Origin of the sequence: Kribbella sp. NPDC004536, from assembly GCF_042873835.1 — a bacterium.
Taxonomy (GTDB): Bacteria; Actinomycetota; Actinomycetes; order Propionibacteriales; family Kribbellaceae; genus Kribbella.
The window spans coordinates 302,039-326,458 of record NZ_JBIALY010000004.1 but is presented as its reverse complement, the minus strand read 5'-3'; the positions used below and the strand labels follow the sequence as shown (position 1 = coordinate 326,458).

The following is a 24,420-nucleotide window of genomic DNA, read 5'->3' as shown; positions in this document are numbered from 1 at the left end:
GACCTGTTATGGGTGGGGAGCCCAGAGCTGGTCGGCGTCGCCGGCTTGTAGGCGGCCTTTGTAGACGTCGATCTTGTGGTCGATGAGTTCCAGGCTTTCTTGGAGTTCGGCCAGCTGGGTGAGGATCTCGGAGCGGTGGGTTTCGAGGAGTTCCAGGCGGTCCTTCTCGTTGCCCCGGCCGGCGGTGACGAGTTCGGCGTACTTGCGGATCGTGCGGATCGGCATCCCGGTGGCGCGGAACTTGGTGCAGATCTTGATCCAGTCGAGGTCCCGCTTCCGGTAGCGGCGACGGCCGCCGGCGGTGCGGTCGACCGTGGTGACGACCAGGCCGGCGCGTTCGTAGTAGCGGAGGGTGTGGACGCTGACGCCGGTACGTTCGGCGGCTTCGGCGATGCTGATCCCGCGTTCATTGACTTCGAGCACGCTCTAAATCGTAGCTTCGTTGTATGACCCTCACAACAACTGAGGCAACTAAGGCCACTGGTCAGACCAGTGTACGGAAATACCTGGTCCTCATCATCTGCTGCGCAAGCCTGCTCATCTCGGTGATGGACATCTCGATCGTCAACATGGCCCTGCCCGCGATCCGGGACGACCTGAACGCGTCCACCGCCGGACTGCAGTGGACCGTCGACGCCTACACCCTGGTGCTCGCGAGCTTCCTGATGCTGTCCGGATCGACCGCCGACCGGTACGGCCGCAAGCGCATGTTCCGCCTCGGCCTGATCGTCTTCGGTCTCGGCTCGTTGCTCTGCAGCCTCGCCCCGGGGATCGACACGCTGATCGCGGCCCGCGCCGTCCAGGCGGTCGGTGGCACGATGCTGAACCCGGTCGCGATGGCGATCGTGGTCGGCGTCTTCCCGGACCGCGCCGAACGGGCCCGTGCGATCGGCATCTTCGGTGCCACCGCCGGCCTCTCGCTGGTCCTCGGCCCGATCCTCGGCGGCGCGCTCGTCGACGGACTCGGCTGGCGCTCGATCTTCTGGGTGAACCTGCCGATCGTCGTCCTCGCGGTGATCTTCGCCGGCCGGTACGTCCCGGAGTCCCGCGCCGCGCACGGCCGCCGCTTCGACCCGATCGGCCAGCTCCTGGTCGTACTGCTCCTCGGCGGCGTCGTCACCGCGATCATCGAGTCCGAGAAACACGGCTGGACCGCGCCGCCGATCATCGCCCTGCTCGTGGTCGCCGCGATCGCGGCCGCGGCGCTGATCCTGTACGAACGCCGCCGCACCGAGCCGATGCTCGAACTCCGGCTCTTCCGCAGCATCCCGTTCAGCTCGGCCGTCGTCATCGCGCTGGTCGCGTACAGCGGGTTCGGCGTGTTCCTCTTCGTCACCACGCTCTACCTGCAGAGCGTCCGCCACCTGTCCGCTCTGAACGCCGGCCTGAGCCTGCTCCCGGTCGGCCTGCTGATCTGCGTACTCTCACCACTCACCGGTCGAGTGGTCGGCGCCCACGGTCCACGCCTGCCGCTCACCATCGCCGGTACGGCGCTGGCGCTCGGAGCGGCCGCGCAGCTCACGATCGGCTTGACGACGCCGCTGCCGATCGTGCTTGGGAGCTTCCTGCTGTTCGGCGTCTTCCTCGGAACGATCAACCCACCGATCGCGAACTCCGCGGTGTCCGGCATGCCCGCGTCGATGGCGGGTCTGGCGGGTTCCCTCGCGTCGGTCGGCCGCCAGACCGGTACGTCGCTCGGCGTCGCGGTGGCCGGTTCGATCGTCGGCGCCACCGCGACCACCGACCCACACCGCTTCGTCCGCGCGGCGCACACAGTCTGGTGGCCGATGATCGCCGTCGGCCTCGTCGTCGTCACACTCGCCCTGATCAGCACCAGCCGCCGCGCCCGCCTCACCGCCCAGGAGCTGTAGCCGGCAACCCGAAGTGCATGACCAACGAGGGTGTGCTGAAGACGTGGATGTGGGTGAGCCCGCCGGGAGCCGGGGTGAGTACGGCGATGCCGTACGGCTCGCCCTTGTAGTACGAGCCGACGGCGGGCTGGCCGTTCGCGATGATCGGGATCATCCGCCAGTCGCCGGGCTCGCCGGCCGCGTCGGACATCACCTTCAGGCAGGCCACCATGCCGTCGAACCAAGCTGTCGTACCGACCATCTCGAGCGCGGCGTCAGCACGCAGGGCGCGCTCGAGTGCCGCGGTGTCGGCGTTCTCGAACCCGGCGATGTAGTCGTCGAGCAACGCCCGGGCCGCGGGATCGGTCGGTTCGTAGACCTCGCCCCGCGACGGCGCCGTCTCGTCGATCCGGGCCCGCGCGCGTTGCAGCGTGCTCTTCACGGCCGCGACCGAGGTGTCGAGCATCGTCGCGACCTCGGCCGCCGGGAACGCGAGCACCTCGCGCAGGATGAGTACGGCACGCTGCTTCGGCGGCAGGTACTGCAGCGCCGCGATCAGCGCCAGCCGCAGACTCTCCCGCTGCGTGACGATCGACGCCGGGTCCGACGACGCCACCAGCGATTCCGCGATCGGCTCGATCCAGCCGATCCCGTCCGGCACCGGCGCCTGCGGATCGCCGAAATCGGTGCTCGGGGCAACGATCCCCGACGGCAGCGCCCGCCGGCCGCGCTGCTCCAGCGCGGTCAGGCAGACGTTGGTCGCGATCCGGTACAGCCAGACCCGTACCGACGACCGTCCCTCGAAGTCGCGCCACGCCCGCCACGCTCGCAGGTACGTCTCCTGGACCGCGTCCTCCGCCTCGTGCACCGCCGCGAGCATCCGGTAGCAGTGCGCCAGCAGTTCCTTCCGGAACGGCTCCGCAACCACCGCGAACTCGTCCATCACGACTCCTTGCACAGTCCCAGTTCCAGTAACAGTTCCAGTAACAGTCACAGCCCGAGCACCTTCCGCCCCCACTGTCCCATCCGCCGGACCGCGTCGTCGGCCTCCGGCGCGCGCCCTGCAGCCATCTGGAACGTGTGCTGCATCCCCGGGAAGACATCCAGCCGGACGTCGACTCCGGCCTTGTCCGCCGCCGCCGCCAAAACCCGCGCGTCGTCCAGCAGTACCTCGTCCGCGCCGACCTGGATGTAGATCGGCCCGAGCCCGGTCAGGTCGCCGTACGTCGGGTTCACGGACGGATCCCGCGGCGACCCCTCCGGGCCGAGGAAGATCCTGGCCAGGCCGCGGACCAGGTCGCGATGGAAGAACGAGTCCGTGTCCCGGTTGCTGTCGTACGTCGATCCGCTCGCCTCGAAGTCGATCCACGGCGAGAACGGCATCGCCCCGGCGGGCACCGGCAGACCGGCCGCCCGCGCCCGGAGTTGGGTGGTGATCGACATCCCGCCGCCGGCCGAGTCGCCGGTGAAGACGATGTGCTCGGGTGCGATGCCCTGGTCGAGCAGCCAACGGTACGTGTCGACGGCCTCGTCGACCTGGACCGGATGGATCTGTTCGGGCGCCAGCGAGTAGTCGAAGACGAGCGCGCGTACGCCGACCGCCTTGGCCATGTGTGCGAACAGTTTGCGGTGTGAGTAGCGCGATCCGCTGATGTAGCCGCCGCCGTGCAGGCAGAGAAGCACCCGGTCCGTGGCGGCGCCGTGCGGGACGATCCACAGCGCGGGACGGCCCGGTACGGCCAGGTAGTCGACGTCTTCGGGTTCTGTGGTCAGCTCGGCCCAGCGGTGGTCGGCGCGCTCCCGTTCCAGTTGGTCCTTGGGTTCACGTACAGACTCCCAGTGCCGCCGTACGGCTTCTGATTCCTTGCTTGCCATGGTCGGTTCCTTTCCGTTGCTGTATTGACCAGGGGCTGCACGGAAAGGAATCGGTGTGCTTCAGTGGAGTATGGGGCCGCCGCTGTCAGCCTCGGAGGAACGCACGTGGGCGATGGTCGCGCACGTGGGGGTGTTCGTCGCGGCCTGGTTCGCGATGGGGTTCCTGTGTCCGCTGGCGGTCTGGCTGGCGTTCCGGAACCGGTCGGAGTTCGTCCGGCGGAACGCGGTCGAGTCGCTGAACTTCCAGATCTCGCTGCTGATCTACTCGGCGGTTGCGAGCGTGCTGGTCTTCGTGACGTTCGGGCTCGGGGTGCTGCTCGTCGTACCGCTGGTGGCGATCGGTGCTGTTGCCGCTGTCGTCGTCATCATTCTGGCGACCGTCGCGGCGTCGAACGGGGCGGAGTACTCGTATCCGTTGACGATTCGGTTCGTCCACTAACCTCTGGTGGGTGGAGCTGATCGGGCAGGGGATGGAAGGCGCCGTCTACGACCTCGGGAACGGGACGGTGCGGAAGATCTGGTTCGATCGGCGGCCGGAGGACGTGCTGCCGTTGAAGGCGTTCCTCGACGAGCTGCCGGAGTTGCCGTTCCGGACACCGCGGATCCGCTCGGTCGATGCGGGGGACGGTGGGTTGGCGGTCAGCGTGGAGGACAAGCTGGTCGGTGTGCCGTTGCATCAGGCCGGGCTGCCTGAGTCGGTTGCGCTTGATGCGTTTGTGTCTGTCGTTGAGGCTTTGCGCGGGGTGCGGCCTGGGCCGGCCAGTACGTTGTTACCGGTGGTGGGTGAGGCGTTCTGGGTGGGTTCCTGGGGGGAGAGTTTGGCGGCTTTGGTACGTCGGCGTGCTGAGGCTTCGAATGTCTTTCTGGAGCGTGACGTCCGTGATTTCCCTCAACTGTTGGAAGAAACGGCGGCCGATCTTGCCCAGCTCGGGGGTGGGGTAGGGGCGGCGGGCTCGGGTGGGGTGGGGGCCGGCGGGTTGAGTGTGGTGCATGGGGATGTTTGTCCGCCGAACGTGTTGATGGACGGTGCGAACGTGGCGGCGGTGCTGGACTGGGGATTCCTGTCCACGGCCGGAGACAACACGTTCGAGGCCTCGCTGGCCGCGGGCTTCTTCGACATGTACTCGCCGGACGCCCGGCGGCTGGACGACCTACTCACAGCCCGCTTCGCGGAACGCGGACACGATCGCGAGCTGATGCAGCTCTACCGCCGCGCGTACGCAATCATCACCGCCACGATCTACGACCAGAACGCGAACGACGGACACTACAACTGGTGCGTCGCCCAGCTCACGAGGCCTTGGCCCCGCGGTTGAGCCAGCCTGCCGGACGTGACGCTTCGTACCCGACGGTGCCCGTCCGGACATCCCCGACCGTCCGCCACCACCGCCGCCGAGGTGACGTGGTTCACCCGCGTTCGCTCGGTGCCCGGCCTCGGCGTCTGCGGAGCCGGACCACGCGGAGCGGGGATCCCAGGAGGCAACCTGATTTGACTTGATCGAACACTTGTTCGAATATGAACACATGACAGTGACGATGACCGATCCGGCCCTCGGCGTATCCTCGCCGGGCGGTCCCGCTGCGCTGTCCGCTGCCGATCTAGTGCCGCCCGATCTAGTGCCGCCTGATCGGTGGCCACCCGACGTGCTCACAGACTCGTACCTGCCGCCTGGCGAGCTGTACGACGACGATGTGTGGGACCCGGACCGGCACGACGAACTGCCGCCGATGTCGCGCGTCGATGCGCTCGAGTGGGAGGAGTGGGCCGGCGTCGACCAGGACGAGGCCGAACGCTTCATGCTGCGTTTGAAGGCACCGGCCTGGGTGTTCCTGCCGCCAGGCGCCGAACTGGCCGCGGCGCTGGAGGAGCTGCGTCCGCAGTGCGAGTCACCGATCGCGTCGCTCGAGGCAATGAAGGCCGCGGCCCGGATGGAGTCCTGGGCCGCGTCGATCAAGAGCGCCGCAATGGCGTCGTTCGTCCGGCAACGCAAGGCCCAACTGAGCGAGATCCCTCGCCTCACCCAGCTGGACTCGTCCGGCCGCCCGCTCGACCCCGAACGCTCCTGGTCCGCCGAGATCGCCGCCGCCCTGCACCTGGCACCTTCCACCGCGAGCCGTCACATCGACACCGCGTTGCACCTGACCGGCACCCTGGCCGCCACCCACACCGCACTGCGCTGCGGCGCCCTGACCGCATCCAAAGCCCTGGCGATCTCCGAAGCCACCCGCTCGCTACCCGAGCACGCGGCCCGCGCCGTCGAAGCCCACGTCCTGCGCCGCGCCCCAGGCCAGACCCACAAAAACCTGAACGCCTCACTCCGCCGCCACATCGCCAAACACACCACCCGCGAAGACGCCGACGCCCACCGCGCCGCCATCGCCGACCGCACCTGCAAGATCGTCCCCCTCGCGGACGGCATGGCAGGCCTGTGGGTCGTGCACACCGCCGACAAGATCCAGCAAATGTGGGTAGTCATCCAAGCCATGGCCGACCTAGCCAAACGCCCCACCCCAACCACCCCGGCCACCCCAACCATCCCGGCCACCCCAACCACCCCGGCCACCCCAACCAGCCCGGTCACCCCGACGGATCAGGCTGCCACCATGGACACCGGCACCCCGGACGCCGCCAGCCCGCACACCGCGCCCGACAGCGCTCCACACAGCGAACCGGTCAGCACGTCCCGTGCGCGCACCAGCCACCCGAACCCCGACACCGCCCGGGCTGCCTACTCCGACGCGAGCGCCGACACCGCCGGGACCGCCTACTCAGCCGGGACCGCCGGGACCGCCTACTCAGCCGGGACCGCCGGGACCGCCTACTCAGCCGGGACCGCCGGGAGCGCCGACACCGCCTACTCCGTCGGGACAGCCGGGAGCGCTGACACCGCCGGGACCGCCTACTCAGCCGAGACCGCCGGGAGCGCCGACACCGCCTACTCCGCCGGGACCGCCGGGAGCGCTGACACCGCCGGGACCGCCGGGACCGCCTACTCCGCCGGGACCGCCGGGAGCGCCGACACCGCCTGCTCCGACGGGAGCGCCGACGCCGCCGGGGCGGGGCGCGACGCGCGGAGCGCGCCACAGCGACGCGCCGATGTCATGGCCGACCTGTTCGAGCACATGCTGCACAACGGACTCGACTGGCTCGGCCGCCGACTGCCCGACCGGCACCGCAGACGACCACACATCGAGGTCCTCATGCCGATCACCACTCTGCTCGGGATGGACGACGACCCCTGCGAGCTCACCGGCTACGGTCCCGTTCCCGCCGACATGGCACGCCGCATCGCCACCGACGGCACCTGGCGCAGAATCCTCACCGACCCCACCACCGGCGTCGTCCTCGAAGCATCCACCACCCGCCACGACCCTGGCGTACTGGTCAGCGAGACCTTGCTGGCCCGGCACCCCGTGTGCGCCTGGCCCGGCTGCAACCGCACCTCCCGCGAATGCGACCGCGACCACACCACCCCCTTCCGCCGAACAGGCCGCACAACCCTCACCGGCCTCGTCCCCTACTGCGAATACCACCACGTCATCAAAGACAACCCCGACTGGGGCTGGACGACCACCGCACACCCCGACGGATCCGTCACCCTCACCGCACCCACTGGCCACCGGTACACCACAGTCCCACCCGCCCGCGGCCCCCTGAAACCCGCACCTGCCGCGACACCCACGGGCGAACCTCCGCCCTTCTAGCGCCAGCGGATCTGGCGCCAGCGGATCTGGCGCCGTGCCGGCGGATCTGGCGCCGTGCCGGCGGATCTGGCGCCGTGCCGGCGAAGCTGGCGTTGTGGCGGGCGGGGGACTGGCGTTGTCGCGGCGAAATCTTTCCTCGTTCGAGGGCGTGGGCGCGGCGGGCCGGTCGCGTGCGCTCGCGCGGCGGCGGGGGTCGCGCTCGCGGTCGCGATCGCGCACGTGAGCGGCCGCCAGGTGATGTTCGCGTCGAACGGCGAGAAGCTCGAGGACTTCGGCACACGGACCGGTTCGGCGGTCTCTCGGCGGCAGGTCGCACTGGCGGCAAGCGGCAGGTTGTTCTGGCGGCAAGCGACAGGTCGTTCTGGCGGCAAGCGGCAGGTTGTTGTGGCGGCAAGCGGCGGGTTGTTGTGGCGGCAAGCGGCGGGTCGTTCTGGCGGCATATCGGGTGCGGGCCGACCGCGGGAGGACTTATTCTCCGGCGATGGAGTTTCGGGAAGAGCTTGCGCGTGACGTGCAAGCCGTGCGGGATGTTCACTTGCGGGCGTTCGGCGACCATGGCTTCGTCGTGGCAGACCTCGTTGACAGTTTGCGGGACATCATCACCCCGGACAGCGGCCTGTCGCTGATCGCCGAGCGCGACGGACGCATCGTCGGGCATGTCATGTTTACCCGGAGCCTGCTCGATGCCCCTAGGCGGCTGGTCGACGTGCAAGTTCTCAGTCCGTTGGCGGTGAAGCCCGAGTTCCACAACTGCGGTATCGGTTCGGCCCTGGTCCGGCACGGACTCGCACACCTTGCCGAGCGCGCTGCTCCCCTTGTCTTCTTGGAAGGCAGCCCGGGCTACTACTCGCGCTTCGGCTTCGCGCCTGGTGGTGATCTGGGCTTTCGAAAGCCGTCCCTGCGCATCCCGGACGACGCCTTCCAGGCCATCAAGCTCCCGAGGTACGAGCCGTGGATGACAGGGACGCTGGTCTATGCAGAGGCCTTCTGGCGGCATGACGCAGTCGGCCTCGGCAATCCTGACGCCTAACGCTTCGTACTCGTGTGGCGTAACGCCGACCCTGGCCAGGCAGGATCCGGGGCTTGCCGGAGCGGAATCGGCCAGCTGCTCAGGTGGTGATCGGGGAGCCGTTGCTCAGGTTGTGGAGGTGGTTGGGGGAGGCGAGGAGCATGGGGAGGCGGCGGGCGTTCAAGGGGGAGACCAGGCCGGTCAAAGCTTCGGGGGCATGCCAGGACAGGGCTTTGATCTCGAAGCCGTCCGGTTGCAGGCGGTCGATCAGTGACGGGTCGTGTACGCCGCCGTCGTACAGGATCTCGACCGCGTCGCCCCAGCCCTCCCAGCGCGGCAGCCAGTCGATCGCGAGGACCCCGAGCAGCGGCAGCGCCGTACCGAGCTCCTCCTCCATCTCCCGGGACGCTCCGGTCGCCGGGTCCTCGTCGGGCTCGACCACGCCACCCGGCAGCTCGAGGTCGTTCTTGTAGCTGACCTGGCAGAGCAGCACCCGCCCACCCGTGTCCCGGACGACGACGTGCGCGATCACGCGCTTCTTCGGCAGCGCCGAATCCATCAACGCCGTCCAGCCCGTCACCGTGTCCGGCCGCGGATCGCCGGCGCGCATTCCGAAGATCGCGACGTCGCGGCGCTCGCCCTCCACCAGCGCGGCGCCACGCAGGATGCCTTCGCGCCGGAAACCGGAGCGGATCGCGACCCGCGCCGACGAGTGCAGCTCCGGATCCACCTCGACCTGCAACCGCTCCAGCCCGAGCTCGGCGAACGCGTACTCGCTCACCAGCCGAAGCGCCTGCTGAGCCACACCGGGCCCGCCGTCGAGCGCCCAGGTCACCAGGGCGACACCCGGCGAGGTCCGGCGCACCTCGACCGTCCCCAGTGCTTCGCCGTGCTCGACGGCGAAGCTCGTCACCTGCCCGTTCGGCGGCGACGGACGCAGTACGAGTTCACCATCGGACAGCGGATCTACGGCGGTCACGCCGTGAACGCTACCCGGTGAAGCGCAGGTACACCGTCGCCAGGGGTGGCACGGACAGCTCTGCGCTCGACGGCAACCCGTGCCACTCGGTCCCGTTGGCCTCGACCGCGCCGTAGTTGCCGACTCCGGATCCGCCGTACGAGTTCGCGTCGGTGTTCACGATCTCCTCCCAGCGGCCGGCGTACGGCAGACCGAGCCGGTACCCGTGGTGCGGCAGCGCGGAGAAGTTCGCGATGCACGCAACCGTAGGCTGGCCGTCAGAGCCGTACCGGACGAACGAGAACACGTTGTTGCCGGCGTCGTTCGCGTCGATCCAGCTGAACTTCTCCGCGTCGTGGTCCGTACCCCACAACGCCGGGTTGTCCTTGTACGCCGCGTTCAGGTCGCGGACCAGGTCCTGCAGGCCCTTGTGGTCGCTGTGGTCCAGCAGCCACCAGTCCAGCTCACCCTTCTCCGACCACTCCGACTCCTGGCCGAACTCGCAGCCCATGAACAGCAGCTGCTTGCCCGGGTGCGCCCACATCATCGCCAGGTACGCGCGCAGGTTCGCCAGCTGCTGCCAGCGATCACCCGGCATCTTGCGCAGCAGCGAGCCCTTGCCGTGCACGACCTCGTCGTGGGAGAGCGGGAGGACGAAGTTCTCGGAGTACGCGTACATCATCGAGAACGTCATCTCGTGGTGGTGGTACTGCCGGTGCACCGGCTCGTGCTCCAGGTAGCGGAGCGAGTCGTTCATCCAGCCCATGTTCCACTTGAACCCGAACCCGAGCCCGCCGAGGTGCGTCGCGCGGGTGACACCCGGCCAGGACGTCGACTCCTCGGCGACCGTGATCACGCCCGGGACCCGCTTGTACAGCGTCGCGTTCATCTCCTGCAGGAACGAGACAGCCTCCAGGTTCTCCCGGCCGCCGTACTGGTTCGGGACCCACTGTCCCTCGGAACGCGAGTAGTCCAGGTACAACATCGAGGCGACCGCGTCGACGCGCAGGCCGTCGATGTGGAACTCCTCGGCCCAGTAGATCGCGTTCGCGACCAGGAAGTTCCGCACCTGCGGCCGGCCGAAGTCGAACACCAGCGTGCCCCAGTCGGGCTGCTCGCCGCGGCGCGGGTCCGGGTGCTCGTACAGCGGCGTACCGTCGAACCGGGCCAGCGCCCAGGCGTCCTTCGGGAAGTGCGCCGGCACCCAGTCCACGATCACGCCGATGCCGGCCTGGTGCAGCCGGTCGACGAGATGCTTGAAGTCGTCCGGATCGCCGAAGCGAGACGTCGGCGCGAAGTACGACGTGACCTGGTAGCCCCAGGACCCGCCGAACGGGTGCTCCATCACCGGCATGAACTCGACGTGGGTGAATCCCATGTCGTTGACATAGGCAACGAGCTCGTCGGCGAGTTCGCGGTACGACTTGCCCTTGCGCCAGGAGCCGAGATGGACTTCGTACACGCTCATCGGCTCGGCGTACGCCTGACTCGCCGCGCGCCGCTGGATCCAGGCGTCGTCGTCCCACTCGTACGTCGACTCGTGCACCACCGACGCGTTCGCCGGCGGAGTCTCGGCCAGGTTCGCCATCGGGTCGGCCTTCTGCCGCCAGACGCCGTCCCGCCCGCAGATGTCGAACTTGTACCGCGTACCAGGCCCGACGCCCGGGACGAACAGCTCCCATACCCCGGAGCTGCCGAGCGACCGCATCGGATGCGCGCGGCCGTCCCAGAAGTTGAAGTCGGCGGTCAGCCGGATGCCCTGCGCGTTCGGGGCCCAGACCGCGAACGACGTACCGGTCACCTGGCCGCCGGGGCCGTCGTACCGGCGGACGTGCGCGCCGAGCACCGTCCACAGCTGCTCGTGCCGGCCTTCGCCGATCAGGTGCAGGTCGACCTCGCCGAGCGACGGCAGGTACCGGTACGGGTCGTCGACCTCGGTCGCGGGACCGTCGGTGTAGGTGACCTCGAGGCGGTAGTCCGGCACCTTGTCGGTGTCGAGTACGCCGACCCAGACACCGTCGTACTCGTGCCGGAGCTCCAGGCGCTGGTCGTCGTACAGCACGGTCACGGTCTTCGCGTACGGACGCAGCGCCCGTACCGTGACGCCGTGCTCGCCCAGATGCGGCCCGAGCACCTGGTGCGGATCGTGGAACGTCCCCGCCACCAGCCGCTCCAACGCGGTCCGATCAACCGCCACCGCGGTCACGACGGGGAGATCGACAGCCACCACGGGCTCTTCGAAGGGCTCACGCTCGCTCATCGGAACCTCCTGCTACTGCTCGGCCAGCTGGGCTGCTGCGGACAGTGGGATCTGGAGCCAGGTGGGACGGTTGCGGGCCTCGTAGAGGACCTCGTAGATGACCTTGTCGGCCAGGAACGCGTTCAGCAGCACGGTCTGCTGCCGCGGGTCCGTGCCCGCGACCTCGGCATACCCGTCGCCGAACGCCTTCTGGTTCCGGGCCGCCCATTCGGCCGCCCGGTACGCGATCTGCTGGTCGCCCTGGTGGTCGGCCAGCAACGACCGGGCCGCGTAGTCGAACGAGCGCAGCATCCCGGCGATGTCCTTCACCGGCGTGTCCAGCGCGCGCCGCTCGATCAGCGACTTGGCCGGCTCGCCCTCGAAGTCGATCAGCTTCCAGCCGTCGATCGTGCGCAGCACCTGCCCGAGGTGGTAGTCACCGTGGATCCGCTGCACCGTCACCGGCTGGTCGTACGCGGCAAGCTCGTCGAACCACCGCCCGAGGCCCTCGCGGTACGGATCGAGCTCCGGAATCACGGACGCCGCGTGATCGAGCCGCCGCTGCATCGCGGACGCGTGCTCGACCAGCTTGGCCGGCTCCCAGATGTCGGTGCCGAGCGCCTTCGCCAGCTCCGAGTGCACCTGCGCCGTACTCGCACCGAGCCGGTACGACTCGGGCGCGAAGTCGCCGCCGACCTCCGCGGCGTGCAGGTCGGCCTCGGCGTACAGGTCCCGGACCGACGAGGTCGCGAACGACCAGCCGTCGGTCGCGTTGCTCTGGAACGCCGTCATCATCGCCAGCTCACCGGAGTCGGTACCGCCGCCGGCGCGCGGCCACCTACCGCGCGCAGACCCCAGTACCGCCGGGACCAGTTCGGACCCGGCCTCGGTGAGCGCCGACTCGATCTCGACCCCCGGGTTGCTCCCGGGCTCGAGCCGGCGGAACACCTTCAGCAGCGCCACGTCGCCGAACACCAGCGACGTGTTGCTCTGCTCCACGGTGAGGACGAGCGACTGCGCGTGCTCCGGCACCTCGAGAGCTCCGTCCGGCGCCTGGACGGGATGGAACTCCAGCCCGTCCAGCTGCCGTCCGTGCGTGAGCGCGTCCAGCCAGTACGGCGTCGCTTCCTTGTCGTGCAGCGCGTCGTACACCCAGACCTCGGTGTCGTCGAGGTCCTGCTCGATCCACTCGCCGACCAATGCGTGGCCGAGGTTCTCGGCCGGTTCGCGGTGGTAGCTGAGCGGCAGCTGGTAGACCCGGATCGGGAACTCCGACCCGGGCGGGCCCGAACAGTAGACGAACCCGATCCGGACCGCCGGCCAGGCGCCCGCGTCGGACAGCCAGGCCGACGTGGCCAGCGCTTCGACGTGAACGTCGTGTCCCTTCTCCCCGAACCATCGCTGGGTCGCGCAGAAGGACTGGACCTGGTCCAGATGGGAAGTCACTTAAATGCTCTCCTCGTGGTCTTCCGGCTTCACCGCCGGCAGCCGGAACCAGTAGAAACCGTGGGCGCCGAGGGTCAGAAGGTAGGGCAACTCACCGATCGCCGGGAAGTGCACGCCACCCAGCAGTTCGATCGGCTCCACGCCCTGCCACTGCCGCAGGTCCAGCTCGATCGGCTGCGGGAACCGGGACAGGTTGTTGACGCACAGCACCACGTCGTCGCCGAACTCCCGCACGTACGACAGCACGCTCGGGTTCGAGCCGCCGAGATCGGTGAAGGTACCCATCCCGAAGCTCGGGTGCTGCTTGCGGGTCTGGATCATCCGCCGGGTCCAGTGCAGCAACGACGACGCGTTCTCCATCTCGGCCTCGACGTTCACCGCCTGGAAGCCGTACACCGGATCCATGATCACCGGCAGGTGCAGCTTGCCCGGTGTCGCCGTCGAGAACGACGCGTTGCGGTCCGGGGACCACTGCATCGGGGTCCGGACACCGTCGCGGTCACCCAGCCAGATGTTGTCGCCCATGCCGATCTCGTCCCCGTAGTACAGGATCGGGGAGCCGGGCAGGCTGAGCAGCAGCGCGGTGAACAACTCCATCTTGTTGGTGTCGTTGTCCAGCAGCGGTGCGAGCCGGCGGCGGATGCCGATGTTCGCCTTCATCCGCGGGTCCTGCGCGTACTCCGACCACATGTAGTCGCGGTCCTCGTCGGTCACCATCTCGAGCGTCAGCTCGTCGTGGTTGCGCAGGAAGATGCCCCACTGGCAGGTGTCCGGGATCTCCGGCGTCTGCGCCAGGATCTCGGAGATCGGGAACCGGGACTCCCGGCGTACGCCCATGAAGATGCGCGGCATCACCGGGAAGTGGAACGCCATCTGGCACTCGTCGCCACCGGAGTCGCGGTCGCCGAAGTACTCGACCACGTCGGCCGGCCACTGGTTCGCCTCGCAGAGCAGGACGCGGTCCTCGTAGTTCGCGTCCACCTCCTTGCGGACCCGCTTCAGGAACTCGTGCGTCCGCGGCAGGTTCTCGCAGTTCGTACCGTCGGTCTCGAACAGGTACGGCACCGCGTCCAGCCGGAAACCGTCGACGCCCAGGTCGAGCCAGAACTTCAGCGCCTCGATCATCGCGTCGCCGACGGCCGGGTTCTCGAAGTTCAGGTCCGGCTGGTTGGAGTAGAACCGGTGCCAGAAGTACTGCCCGCGAACCGGGTCCCAGGTCCAGTTCGAGGTCTCGGTGTCGACGAAGATGATCCGCGCGTCGGCGTACGTGTCGTCGGTGTCCGACCACACGTAGAAGTCGCCGTACGGGCCCTCCGGGTCCTCCCGCGACGCCTGGAACCAGGGGTGCTGGTCGGAGGTGTGGTTCATGACGAAGTCGACGATCACCCGGATACCGCGGGCGTGTGCCTGGTTCAGGAACGCGGCGAAGTCGGCGACCGTCCCGATCTCCGGCATCACCTCGGTGTAGTGCGAGATGTCGTAGCCGCCGTCGCGCAACGGCGACGGATAGAACGGGGGTAACCAGAGACAGTCGACGCCGAGCCACTCGAGATAGTCGAGTTTCTCGGTCAGGCCCTGCAGGTCGCCGATGCCGTCGGCGTTCGAGTCCTTGAAGGACCGCACGAGGACCTCGTAGAAGACGGCCCGCTTGAACCACAGCGGGTCACTCTTCGTCAGTCCGTGGTGCTGCTCCGGCAGCATGTCGGTCACGCTCACCTCCATCGGGTGTCTCCAAACCTAGCGGTACTACAGCTTGACTACAGCGTGCCGCCACGACGTGGCGACAGTGTGTGGACCGCTCGGCCAGGCACTGCTTCCGGGTACCCCGTTACGGCGTACTCAAAAGAGGCGGTAGTGCGTGGTGGCTCGAGCAGCTCCGTGATGTGGTGACGCCGTCGGTAGGACGGTCCCGCAAGGCGTTCAGCACAGTCTGGCGGCCCTTTGCCAGTACAAGCAAATAGGGCTCGCACTCAGTCCACACTGCGATTGGATGACGGCTCACATCACCGCTTCCGGTCGCGCTCCCCGCGCTCTTTCCCGGCGTACTGTCCCTGCCCGCCGCGGGCGCGGCCGCCCTTCGTCAGCCGACGGCCGGTCGGGTACAGCTTGTCCAGTGGCGGGTGGGCCGCGTCGGCGTGGACGCCCCGGCCCTCTTGTCCTTCACCCGCAAGGAAGACGGCATCCGGCGTCAGTACCTCGCCCGATCCCTGCGGTTCGTCCGTCGCGGCGAGCTCGTGCGGCTCCGGCGCATCGGTTCCCATCGCGTTCTCCTTCAAACAGTCGGGCGACGCACCTTGCTGTGCTTACCAGTGCACAGCAACGGTACGTCGCCCGACGGGTCGACCCGGCCTTCAGCGACTGCCGAACCCGAACCGCTTCTTCTTGGCCGGCTTCTGCCCTTTCTGTCCCTGCCCTTGCTGGCCTTGACCCTGCTGGCCCGACCCACGCCCCTTCGACCCCGGCGCCGCAACCCCGGACCCAGCCGCCCGCTGCGCGGCCTGGGTGTCGCTCTGCGCCTGCTTGCGCGGTGCCTGGTTGGCCTGCCGTTCGATCGATCGCCAGGTGCCCGCGGCGATCTCGTCCCCGTGGGTCGGAACGGTGACCGAGTTGCCTTTGCTGTCCTTCCAGACCTGGTGGCTGCCCTTGCCGCGTCCCGGCTGCTGGGTGAAGCCCTTGGCCTTCAGCTCCTTTTCGGCTTCGCGGCGCTTCTTCGGTGCCGCCATCAGCCGTCGATCTCGACGGCGACCGTCAGCTGCTCGGGTACGCCGACGGTCTCGGCCAGGGTGGCGACGGCTTCCTTCAGGTCCTCGATGGCCGCCTCCCGCGTCGCGCCCTCGCCGTTCGCGAAGGACGTCGGGGTCAGGGCTGCCTCGGCGCACCAGGTGCCGTTCTCGTCCTGCTCAACTGTGAAAGAAACTGTGATGTCGCGCTGCAACTCCGCCTCCTGTGTAGTGGATCTGTCGCGATCGTAGATCTGCGCTGGGTCAGAATCCTGGAGGTCGTCGCGTGCTGTAACCAACATGCAGCGGGCGGAACCGGCGACCGCGACTGTGCGTCGTCGTGGAGGCGGTCGGCCGGGCAGGTGGTCAGCTGCGGGGGTCGGGGGATTTTCGGGGGCGGCGGGTGTACTTGGTGAAGCCGGCTCGTTCGGCGTCGGACTCGGTGCGGAACCAGACTTCGGGTTTGGTGCGGCCGTAGTACGGCGAGTCGGGGGTGTGGAAGAGCATCGACTGGGCGTTGCCCTTGATCGTGAAGCCGTCCGGTGGGCCTTGGTGCGGTACGGCGTCCGCGGAGCCCTCGCCGTACCTGCCGGCCGGCACTGCGGTGTTGTCCTCCTCGATGTGATCGAAGAGCGTCGCCTCCCCGTCCATCAACTGCGAGAACGCAGGCTCCTCCGCAACTGCAATCGGCGGCGCCGGCGCTTCCTGTGCAGGTGGTGTGGAGGAGGCGATGCGAGCAGGAGCAGTCCGCTCGGCCGTGGGTGTGGTGTGCTCCACGGGAGCGACCGGGGTTGTGGGTGCGGGGGATTGGCGGTTGAGGAGGCGCCAGGTGATGGCGGCGCCGAGGAGGAAGGCGAGCAGCGAGCCCAGCCAGTTGTCTCTGAGGAGCCAGCTCATCAGCGGGTGCCTTTCGACGGGCGGAGGCGGTGCAGCAGCCACGCGGCCGCGCTGCCGAGGACGAAGGCGACGAGGAGCAAGACCCAGACCTGTGCGATCAGCCAACTCATGGAATCCCCTGGAGAAGCTATGGACCACGACGACCCTACTCCGTCAGGCATCGTGGGCGGGTTTCAGGTTCGTCAGCGCGGCCGCAGCTCGACCCGCCGGTTGGCGATCCGTCCGGCGCCGGTGGCGTTCGACGCGATCGGGAAGGACTCGCCGTACCCGTTGGTCACGATCCGGTCCGCGGCCACGCCGAGCCGTACGAGTTCCGCCTTCACTTCCGCGGCGCGGCGCTCCGACAGCGGCAGGCTGGACGCGGTCGAGCCGAGGTTGTCGGTGTGCCCCGCCACCTCGACGCGGGCCGTCGGACAGGACTTCAGCAGCGCGGCCGCCTTCAGTACGGACGGCTTGGACGCGTCGTTGACGATCGACGTACCGGACAGGAAGTTGATCCGGTACACCCGGCCGAACTCGGCCAGCCGGCTCGGGAATGTGCGGCACGGTTCACTCACCACGTTCTTCGACGGTGCCGGCAGTACGAGCTGATCCGCGATCACGGCACCAGGTACGGCCTTCGCCGCCGCCCGTCCGACGGTCGCCTTGGTCGCCTGGTCCGGTACTTGTCCGGACAACGTCACGGTGTTCCCGTCGTACCGCACCGAGGCGTCGCCCGACCCGATCGCGAGCGCCCGCAGCAGCGCGGACACCGTCGAGAAGTCGGCGAGCCCGTCCGCGGCGATCGTCGTACGGTCGTCGTACTCACGATCCGGTCCGAGCAACTGCGTCACCTCGGCGGAGATCGCGTCCTTCACCGCCTGGCTCCGCACCGGCGCCTGCACCCGGATCGACCGGTCCGTCCGGCCGACCTCGAACGCCGGTACGTCGGCCTGCGCCGGCGCACTGCTCACCGCTGTCGGAGTCGGCGTACTGACCTGTCCGTTGGAAATCTGCACCGACCGCACCCCGTCGACCGCGGCGACGACGTCCCGGACCGCGGCCTCGTCGACGCCTGCCGGAACGGTGATGTGCGCGTCCCGGCCGTCGAAGTCGACGACGCTCGCCTCGATCCCACGGGCTTTCAAGGCCGCCTGGGTTCGTTCCCGCAGGTCGTCCTCGGTCGTGCCGGCGCGCGCCGGAATCAGCACAGCCGTCAGCAGTACTGGCACTGCGAGGGCCGCGAGCAGCCAGATGACGAGCGGCCGTCGAATGAGCCGGGGCACTGTTCCTCCGTGGATGCGGGCAGAGCGACCGTGCGGCAGGAGACTACTCCGCAGCCCTTGCCCGGCGCACGCAGCACGGCGAGGAGTCGCAGGTTTTCCTGTCCTGTCTCGGACAGGACGCATATGTGCCAGCCCGCTGCGCAGTGAATCCCTTGACTTAGTTCGCGGCCTGAACCGTACTTGTGGCGGGCCGGTTTCGACTGGGAGGGGCTTGCCGTGTTGCCGATCGCCGCTGGGCCGGAAGACAGACCGTCCGATTCGTCACTGATCATCGGCGTGGCCGCGTCCACCGCCGAACGCGTGCAGCTGGCGCGGCTGCTGGGTGAGGCCGACGCGCTGCTGCTGGTGTCGAGCGCCGACCAGGCCCGCGCCTTCCTCGAACTGACCGGCGTCACGATCGCGCCGAGCGCCGCACAGACCGTGCTCGCCGGCACGTCGCGACCCGCGGTCCGGCCCACGCCGATCAAGGCGGTTCCCGAACCGGTCAGCGAACTGCACCTCGACCTCGACCGGCGCGTGGTCCGCTGGAAGGACCGCGAGATGCCACTGACCCGCTTGGAGCACGACTTCCTGCACTGCCTGGTCGCGGAACCCGGACGCGTCTGGACCTACCAGCGCCTGCATCACGCCGTCTGGGGCAACGAGCACCTCGGCCACGGCTCGCACATCCACTCGGTCGTCAAACGCCTCCGGCAGAAACTCGCGAACCTCGGCGCCACCGTGACCATCCACGCCGTCCGCGGCGTCGGCTTCCACCTGCTCCCGACTGCCTAGCGGGACTGCCAGCCCCAGTAGGTCAGCAGCAGCGCCACAGCGAACATCCCGAGCGAGATGAACAGCCCGCGCCCGAGCGAGTCCCGATCGGCGACCGCGGGGGAGTACGGGTCCGAGGGGTCGACCAGCAGTGGCAGCCCGGCGCCCAGCTCGACCTTGCCCTGCCAGTTGCGGACCGTGGCACTGTGCTGCTTGCCGTCGAGTTGGTAGCGGACCACCGGATAGAGCAGGTAGCCGCCGTACGTCGAGCGACGCCGCGCCTCGTTGTCGATGACCTCGCCGGTCAGCTGCCGGCCCGTACGGCGTACTCCGCGCAGCCAGAGCACCTCGCGGACCGAGCTCGTGACGAACCACGCGGTCATGACCGTGAGGACGCACCCGAACACCAACATGGCCATGCACCGGATGTTAGTGCCAGAAAGGGCTCAGCCCCCGGGACCAGTTCAGCATCCCGGGGGCCGAGCGTTGTACTACCTGCCTACTTGATCGACTTCAGGGCGAAGTCTTCGACGACGGGTGTGCCGGCGACCAGCTTGGTGGTGCGGGTCTGGGGCTTGTAACCGTCCTTCGCGGCGATCAGCGTGAGCGGGTTGTTGCGGCGGTCCAGCCAGTACGCGTACTTACCGTCCTTGTCGGTGATGAACGTGTACGACTGGGCCCACGAGTCCACCTCGACGATCGCGCCCGGCAGCGGAGCGGACGCGCCGGCCGAGCTGACGCCCGTGACCGTACCCATCAGCTTGCTCCAGGTGGTCGGCGGCGTGACGTTCATCGTCACCCCGACGGCCGGGACCGTGTACGGCGTGTTCTCGCCGATCGTCACGGCGCCCGTGTAGGCACCGGGCTGGTCGACGTTCGCCGACAGCGTGACCTTGACCGTCGCCGACTGTCCCGGGGCCAGCGTGACCTCGGTCTGGTCGAGCGACATCCAGCTCACGTCCGCCGCCGACTCGGTGCAGTCCTCGAGACCCGGCAGGGCCTCACTGTCCACCGTGGCGTTGAAGCCGCCGGACGAGCCGCCGACCTTGTAGAAGCCACACGCCGCGCCACCGCGGTACCGCGGCAGGTTGGCGTTCGGCAGCGCCGACCAGGTCTCGGCCGACGGGTCGTAGGCGAACCCGGCGTTGGTGACCGCACCGGCCTGGACGCCGCCGACGATCAGCAGCTTCCCGCCGGCGACGGCGTACGACGCCGCCCAGTGGTCGGACGGGGCGTCCGCGATCGCGGTCCAGGAGTCTGCTCCCGGGTCGTAGACGTAGGCCGACTTGAGCGAGTTCGTGCCGTCGTTACCACCGGCGCAGTACAGCTTGCCGTCGATGGCACCGCAGGACGCGAACGCGACCGACTGCGGGTAGTTCGCCAGCGTCTCCCAGGCGTTCGCCGCCGGGTCGTACCGGACGACCGTGTTGCTCATCGGGAGGCAGCTGCCGGTGGTGCACCCGCCGACGGCGTACAGCTTGCCGTCGAGCACGGCCTGACCCGCCGCGGCCCGCGGGGCCGGGTTGGCTGCCAGTGCGGTCCAGGCGTTGGCGGCCGGGTCGTACGACCAGGTCTCCGGCGCCGGGCCCGAGTCCGCCCAGCCGGAGCTGGCGATGATCTTGCCACCGATCACCCCGACGGTGATCGCGTTCCGGGCGCCCGGCAGCGGTGCGATCGCGGTCCACGCGAGCGCGACCGGGTCGTACACGTAGCTGTTCGCCGTCGACGCACTACCGTTGCCGCCGGCAATCGAGTAGACCTTGCCGTCGAGGTTGACGACGCGGTTGTCCATCACCGTCGCCGGGTAGTCGGCGATGTCGGCCCACGGTGCCGCCATCGGCTTCGCGGCAGCCGGCGAGGAGCCGGTCTTGCCGGACAGCATCCGGGCGAACGAGGTGTTCACCGCGAGCCGCTGCAGCGGTGCGCCGGTCCCGTTCTCCACCTCTGCCTTGGTGGTCTTGGTGCCGTTCGCGTTCTCCAGGACGAACCCGCCGTCCTTCTCACCGAACTTCACGTCGACGTTCGCGCCACCGGTGTTGGTGACCTTGAACGACTTGGTCACCTTGCCCGACGGCAGCCGCAGACTGCCGGAGACCGCACCCGGCGTGACGGCCAGCCGGCCGGCCTGCAGGGTGTAGTCGGCGGTCGTGGTCCAGTCGGCTTCGACCCCGACGGTTGCGGACGAGCTGACGTAGTTGCCGGCCTTGGCGGTGAAGCTCTGGTTGCCGTCGGCCGCCGAGTACAGCCAGTAGAAGCCGTCGTTCAGGCCGGTGTCCTCGGGCGTCGCCACGGTGGTCGCGCTCTCGGTGGTACCGTCGTGGGTGACGACCGCACCGTTCACGAAACCGTTCGTGTTGGCGTCCTTGACGTTGCCGACGACGATGCCGCCGCCGGTCGGCACACAGGTGACCTGGCTGCCGATCAGGACGTTGTCGACCTCCCACCACCAGGCGTACTTCGCCTCGTAGTAGTGGAACCGGACCTGCACGTTCGCCTGGCCAGCGGCCTGCGGGATCGCGATCTGCTGCTGGCCGGTCGCGTTCGCGGTCTGCTGCAGCACGTTGGTCCAGGTGGCACCGCCGTCCAGCGACAGGTCGACATCGGCCTTGTCACCGAGCCGCTTGAAGTCCTGGTTGAAGCGGATCACCGGTGCGGTGACGGAGCTCAGGTCGACCACTGGACTGACCAGTGACGTGTCCTGCTGACCACCGCTGCCGTACTTGTCGCTGTCGGCGACGGCGAACTTGCCGCTGCCGCCGGTCAGGTTGCCCCGGTTGCCCGGGTCGTCGAACTTCCAGACCTGCCCGTTGCCCTTGCCGTCGACGACGGTCCACCCGTTCGGCGTGGTGCCGTTGTCGAAGGTCTCGAACACGCCGTCCGAACCCCACTTGTAACCGGGCGCGGTGGTGCACGAGTCGGCGTCGGCCGGGACCGCGATGTTCTTGGTCAGGTTGCCGCTGCCGACCGTGATCGGCTGGCTGACCGTCGCGTACCCCGGGTACTTCGTCTCGACCTTGAGCGAGTACGCCGCACCCGACGGGACCTTCAGGCTGTACCGGCCGTTGCTCGGGGTCGTGTAGTCGAACACGCCACCCGGACCCTCGACCGACACCTTCGCGTACAGCGGCCAGCCGTGGCCGGAGCCGTCGGTGACGGTGCCGCCCACGCTCACCTGCGGAGTGCTCTCCAGCGCGAAGTTCTTCGTGGTGGTCTGACCAGTGGTAACAGTGGCCGTCGCAGTGGCGGTCTTGTACCCGAAGGACGCGACCGTCAGGTTGTAGTCACCGGCCGGGAGCACCGACGAGAACGTGCCGTTGCTGCTGGTGGTCAGCGTCTTGTCGGGCTGGCCGGCGGCCTTGATCGTCACGCTCGCGCCGGCCAGCGCGGCGCCACCGGTGGCGGCGGTGACGGTGCCGGACAGCGTGCCGGTGTCGCCGATCGGCGCGGCGCTCACCAGCGCCAGCGCGTCCAGGCGGCCCTGGCCGAAGACGTTGTTGTTCGCGTCGGTGCCGCCGCACTGGCTGTTCGGCGTGTCGATCGCGGTCTGGTTCAGCAGCGCCCGGGTGGCGGCGACGTCACCCTTGAGTGCGGGCGAGGCGGCCCACAGCAACGCCACAGTGGCCGTCAGGTGTGGTGTCGCCATCGACGTGCCGTTGAACGCGCCGTACGTGTTGCCCGGCAGGCTGGAGCGTACGTTGACACCCGGTGCCGAGATGTTCGGCTTGATGGTGCCGTTCTGGCCCACACCGCGGCCGGAGAACGACGCGATGTTGTTGTTGATGTCGTAGGCGCCCGCCGAGTAGTTGCTGGTCAGGCTGCCTGGTGAGCCGCTGCTGTTACAGCCCAGCTCGCCGCTGTTGCCGTTGGCGAACGCACCGAAGATCCCGGACGCGGTCCAGGCGTTGGTGATGTCCTCCATGAACGGGTCGTTCGACGGCTGCGTGGAGCCCCAGGAGTTGTTGATGACGTTCGGGCGCTTGCTGGCGTCCGGGTTCTGACCCTGGAGGTCGGTCGGCTCGAGCATCCACTGGCCGGACGAGATCAGCGCGGCGTCGCTCGGGCAGCAGCCGTTCGCGGCGATCCACTTGACGCCCGGGGCGACCCCGATCTGGTTGCCCGCGCCGTCGTCGCCGACCATCGTGCCCATCGTGTGGGTGCCGTGGCCGTTGCCGTCGGACGGAGCGTTCGGCGACGTGCCGGCCGCGTCGAACCAGTTGTAGTTGTGGTTGAACGTGCCGTCGCCGTTGTTGCCGCGGTATTGGTGCACCAGCGCCGGGTGGTCGTACTGCACGCCGGTGTCGATGCTGGCGACGACGATGCCCTCACCCTTGTCGCCGTACTGCGACCAGACCTGGTTCGCCTTGATGTTCGCGACGCCCCACTCGACCGACTGGATCGCCTTCTCCTGCTGGCCCGGCGTGACCTTCGGTACCTCGATCTGGACCGGCGCGTACAGGCCCTCGACCTCGGAGTGGGTGGCCAGGTCCTGGGCGAGCGCGAGCGAACCGTTCTCGATCCGGATCGCGTTCGTACCCCAGAACGCCTGGTACTTCACGTGTTGCGCGTCCAGGTCGGCGCGGATCTTCGCCTGGCTGTCCGCGGCGGCCTTCTTCAGCGCGGCGGCGACCGCCGTACCGCGCTCGTTCCAGTTGGTGATCCGGCTGGCGGCGGTCAGGTCGGCCTTGGCCGCGAACCGGACCCAGTAGTCCGTCGCTGCCTTGGCGTCCTTGCCGTCCAGCTTCGCCATCAGTTCCGGCTTGATCTTGGCGGCGGGCGATGGCGTGGCTTCCGGTTTCGTCGGCGGAGACGCTTGGGCCTGGCCGGCGGCGGCCATCCCGGTCGCGACGACGGCCAGCGCCGCCAGGGTGCTCACCAGTGATCTGGCGAGTCCCTTTCGTTGATGTGACATCTGTGCAGCCCCTCACTTGAAAGACCCCGAGTCGACTCCCCCGAGTCACTTGCTGCAGCAGGACGCTATGTGTCAGAACAACGTGGTAACAAGCACACCTGGTGAGCAACTCGTGACTAACTGTCGCGCCGATCGAGGCAACTGTGAGCAAACTGAGCAAACGTCGGCAGTTTCGTTGACGATCCCGGGCAGCGATTGACATCGTGATCAGATGGTCACCGCCCGTGAACCCGCCCCGACGGACGCCGATCTGACAGCGAGCTTTCCCCTGCTGATCGCGGTCGCCGCCTCACCGGACCAACGTGTCCGGCTGGCCGAACTCGTCGACGACGTCGCGCCGCTGCTGCTCGTCTCCAGCCTCGACGAGCTCCGCCGGCTGCTGGTCACCGCCGCGCAGCCGCCGCCCGCCGGCTCGTCGCCCGCCGCCGATCGCGATGCCGTCGATGCCGTGGATGCCGGGGAGGAGGACGTGCTCACCATCGACACGGATCGTTCGGTCGCGCGGTGGGGCGGTCGCGAGGTGGGGCTCACCGACCTCGAGCAGGAACTGCTCGGCCGGCTGATGTCGGCGCCGCCGCGGGTCTGGTCGTACGACGCCCTGCACCAGACGGTCTGGCGGGACCGCAACGTGCGCGGTACGGCCGACGTCCACTCCGTGGTGAAACGGCTGCGGCGCAAACTCGACGACCTCGGGACGACGGTCACCATCGACGCCGTCCGCGGGATCGGGTTCCGGCTCACCGATCACCAGCGCCCGCAGATCACCGATCTCCGCGCGGGGTAACGTGGCCGGA

The 24,420-nt window shown here is 68.7% G+C and carries 21 protein-coding genes; 7 read left to right on the top strand and 14 right to left on the bottom strand.

Going from position 1 to position 24,420, the window contains the following annotated elements; translation table 11 throughout:
* Positions 1–6: 6 nt before the first annotated feature.
* Positions 7–423 carry a MerR family transcriptional regulator gene (locus ACFYRU_RS34755; protein WP_387666837.1) on the bottom strand — a complete coding sequence of 139 codons (417 nt, stop codon included), beginning with the start codon at positions 421–423 and terminating at the stop codon, positions 7–9.
* Positions 424–446: 23 nt separating this feature from the next.
* On the opposite strand from ACFYRU_RS34755, the gene ACFYRU_RS34750 reads away from it, so the two are divergent.
* A complete protein-coding gene (locus ACFYRU_RS34750) occupies positions 447–1,871 on the top strand; it encodes an MFS transporter (RefSeq protein ID WP_387666834.1) in 1,425 nt (474 codons plus the stop codon).
* On the opposite strand, the gene ACFYRU_RS34745 is transcribed toward ACFYRU_RS34750, so the two are convergent.
* Positions 1,852–2,793: an RNA polymerase subunit sigma-70 gene (locus tag ACFYRU_RS34745; RefSeq protein ID WP_387666831.1), complete on the bottom strand. Its 942-nt coding sequence runs from the start codon at positions 2,791–2,793 to the stop codon at positions 1,852–1,854. The two genes, ACFYRU_RS34750 and ACFYRU_RS34745, sit on opposite strands and share 20 nt — an antisense overlap.
* A 47-nt stretch (positions 2,794–2,840) precedes the next feature.
* Positions 2,841–3,725, bottom strand: coding sequence for an alpha/beta hydrolase (locus tag ACFYRU_RS34740; protein WP_387666828.1), 885 nt, complete (start codon positions 3,723–3,725; stop codon positions 2,841–2,843).
* Positions 3,726–3,780: 55 nt separating this feature from the next.
* On the opposite strand from ACFYRU_RS34740, the gene ACFYRU_RS34735 reads away from it, so the two are divergent.
* The 4 genes from ACFYRU_RS34735 to ACFYRU_RS34720 all read left to right on the top strand — a co-directional run bounded on the left by ACFYRU_RS34735 (position 3,781) and on the right by ACFYRU_RS34720 (position 8,460).
* Positions 3,781–4,164, top strand: a complete 384-nt coding sequence (locus ACFYRU_RS34735) for a DUF4870 domain-containing protein (protein WP_387666826.1) — start codon at positions 3,781–3,783, stop codon at positions 4,162–4,164.
* Positions 4,165–4,174: 10 nt separating this feature from the next.
* The gene (locus ACFYRU_RS34730; protein ID WP_387666823.1) at positions 4,175–5,041 is read left to right on the top strand and encodes a phosphotransferase; all 867 of its coding nucleotides are present in this window, start codon (positions 4,175–4,177) and stop codon (positions 5,039–5,041) included.
* A gap of 328 nt (positions 5,042–5,369) precedes the next feature.
* Positions 5,370–7,430, top strand: coding sequence for a DUF222 domain-containing protein (locus ACFYRU_RS34725; RefSeq protein WP_387666820.1), 2,061 nt, complete (start codon positions 5,370–5,372; stop codon positions 7,428–7,430).
* 481 nt (positions 7,431–7,911) lie between these two features.
* On the top strand, positions 7,912–8,460 hold the full coding sequence (locus ACFYRU_RS34720; protein ID WP_387666817.1) for a GNAT family N-acetyltransferase: 549 nt from the start codon (positions 7,912–7,914) through the stop codon (positions 8,458–8,460).
* Between the two features lie 79 nt (positions 8,461–8,539).
* Here ACFYRU_RS34720 and ACFYRU_RS34715 read toward each other — a convergent pair whose 3' ends face one another.
* The 9 genes from ACFYRU_RS34715 to ACFYRU_RS34675 form a co-directional block, all read right to left on the bottom strand.
* Complete coding sequence (locus tag ACFYRU_RS34715; protein WP_387666815.1) at positions 8,540–9,418, bottom strand: GNAT family N-acetyltransferase; 879 nt, start codon at positions 9,416–9,418, stop codon at positions 8,540–8,542.
* Positions 9,419–9,428: 10 nt separating this feature from the next.
* A complete protein-coding gene (glgB, locus tag ACFYRU_RS34710) occupies positions 9,429–11,657 on the bottom strand; it encodes a 1,4-alpha-glucan branching protein GlgB (RefSeq protein WP_387666813.1) in 2,229 nt (742 codons plus the stop codon).
* A 12-nt stretch (positions 11,658–11,669) separates the two neighbouring features.
* A complete protein-coding gene (locus ACFYRU_RS34705; RefSeq protein ID WP_387666810.1) occupies positions 11,670–13,082 on the bottom strand; it encodes an aminoglycoside phosphotransferase in 1,413 nt (470 codons plus the stop codon).
* Positions 13,083–14,804 carry a maltose alpha-D-glucosyltransferase gene (gene treS, locus ACFYRU_RS34700; RefSeq protein WP_387666807.1) on the bottom strand — a complete coding sequence of 574 codons (1,722 nt, stop codon included), beginning with the start codon at positions 14,802–14,804 and terminating at the stop codon, positions 13,083–13,085. It abuts the gene before it with no gap.
* Positions 14,805–15,085: 281 nt separating this feature from the next.
* Positions 15,086–15,343, bottom strand: coding sequence for a hypothetical protein (locus ACFYRU_RS34695; RefSeq protein WP_387666804.1), 258 nt, complete (start codon positions 15,341–15,343; stop codon positions 15,086–15,088).
* Positions 15,344–15,433: 90 nt separating this feature from the next.
* The gene (locus ACFYRU_RS34690; RefSeq protein WP_387666801.1) at positions 15,434–15,805 is read right to left on the bottom strand and encodes a type II toxin-antitoxin system HicA family toxin; all 372 of its coding nucleotides are present in this window, start codon (positions 15,803–15,805) and stop codon (positions 15,434–15,436) included.
* On the bottom strand, positions 15,805–16,017 hold the full coding sequence (locus ACFYRU_RS34685; RefSeq protein ID WP_387666798.1) for a hypothetical protein: 213 nt from the start codon (positions 16,015–16,017) through the stop codon (positions 15,805–15,807). Before ACFYRU_RS34685 ends, ACFYRU_RS34690 begins: the two co-directional genes overlap by 1 nt.
* Positions 16,018–16,168: 151 nt before the next feature.
* Positions 16,169–16,699, bottom strand: coding sequence for a hypothetical protein (locus tag ACFYRU_RS34680; RefSeq protein ID WP_387666796.1), 531 nt, complete (start codon positions 16,697–16,699; stop codon positions 16,169–16,171).
* Positions 16,700–16,881: 182 nt separating this feature from the next.
* Positions 16,882–17,964 carry an OmpA family protein gene (locus ACFYRU_RS34675; protein WP_387666793.1) on the bottom strand — a complete coding sequence of 361 codons (1,083 nt, stop codon included), beginning with the start codon at positions 17,962–17,964 and terminating at the stop codon, positions 16,882–16,884.
* A gap of 216 nt (positions 17,965–18,180) precedes the next feature.
* On the opposite strand from ACFYRU_RS34675, the gene ACFYRU_RS34670 reads away from it, so the two are divergent.
* Positions 18,181–18,738 (top strand): winged helix-turn-helix domain-containing protein, encoded by a 558-nt coding sequence (locus ACFYRU_RS34670; RefSeq protein ID WP_387666790.1) that lies wholly within the window; start codon positions 18,181–18,183, stop codon positions 18,736–18,738.
* Here the strand turns inward: ACFYRU_RS34670 and ACFYRU_RS34665 are convergent.
* Complete coding sequence (locus ACFYRU_RS34665) at positions 18,735–19,136, bottom strand: DUF3592 domain-containing protein (protein ID WP_387666787.1); 402 nt, start codon at positions 19,134–19,136, stop codon at positions 18,735–18,737. The two genes, ACFYRU_RS34670 and ACFYRU_RS34665, sit on opposite strands and share 4 nt — an antisense overlap.
* Positions 19,137–19,216: 80 nt before the next feature.
* Positions 19,217–23,626 (bottom strand): S8 family serine peptidase, encoded by a 4,410-nt coding sequence (locus ACFYRU_RS34660; protein ID WP_387666784.1) that lies wholly within the window; start codon positions 23,624–23,626, stop codon positions 19,217–19,219.
* A gap of 211 nt (positions 23,627–23,837) precedes the next feature.
* Here ACFYRU_RS34660 and ACFYRU_RS34655 point away from each other — a divergent pair, with 211 nt between their 5' ends.
* On the top strand, positions 23,838–24,410 hold the full coding sequence (locus ACFYRU_RS34655) for a winged helix-turn-helix domain-containing protein (protein WP_387666781.1): 573 nt from the start codon (positions 23,838–23,840) through the stop codon (positions 24,408–24,410).
* Positions 24,411–24,420 lie beyond the last annotated feature (10 nt).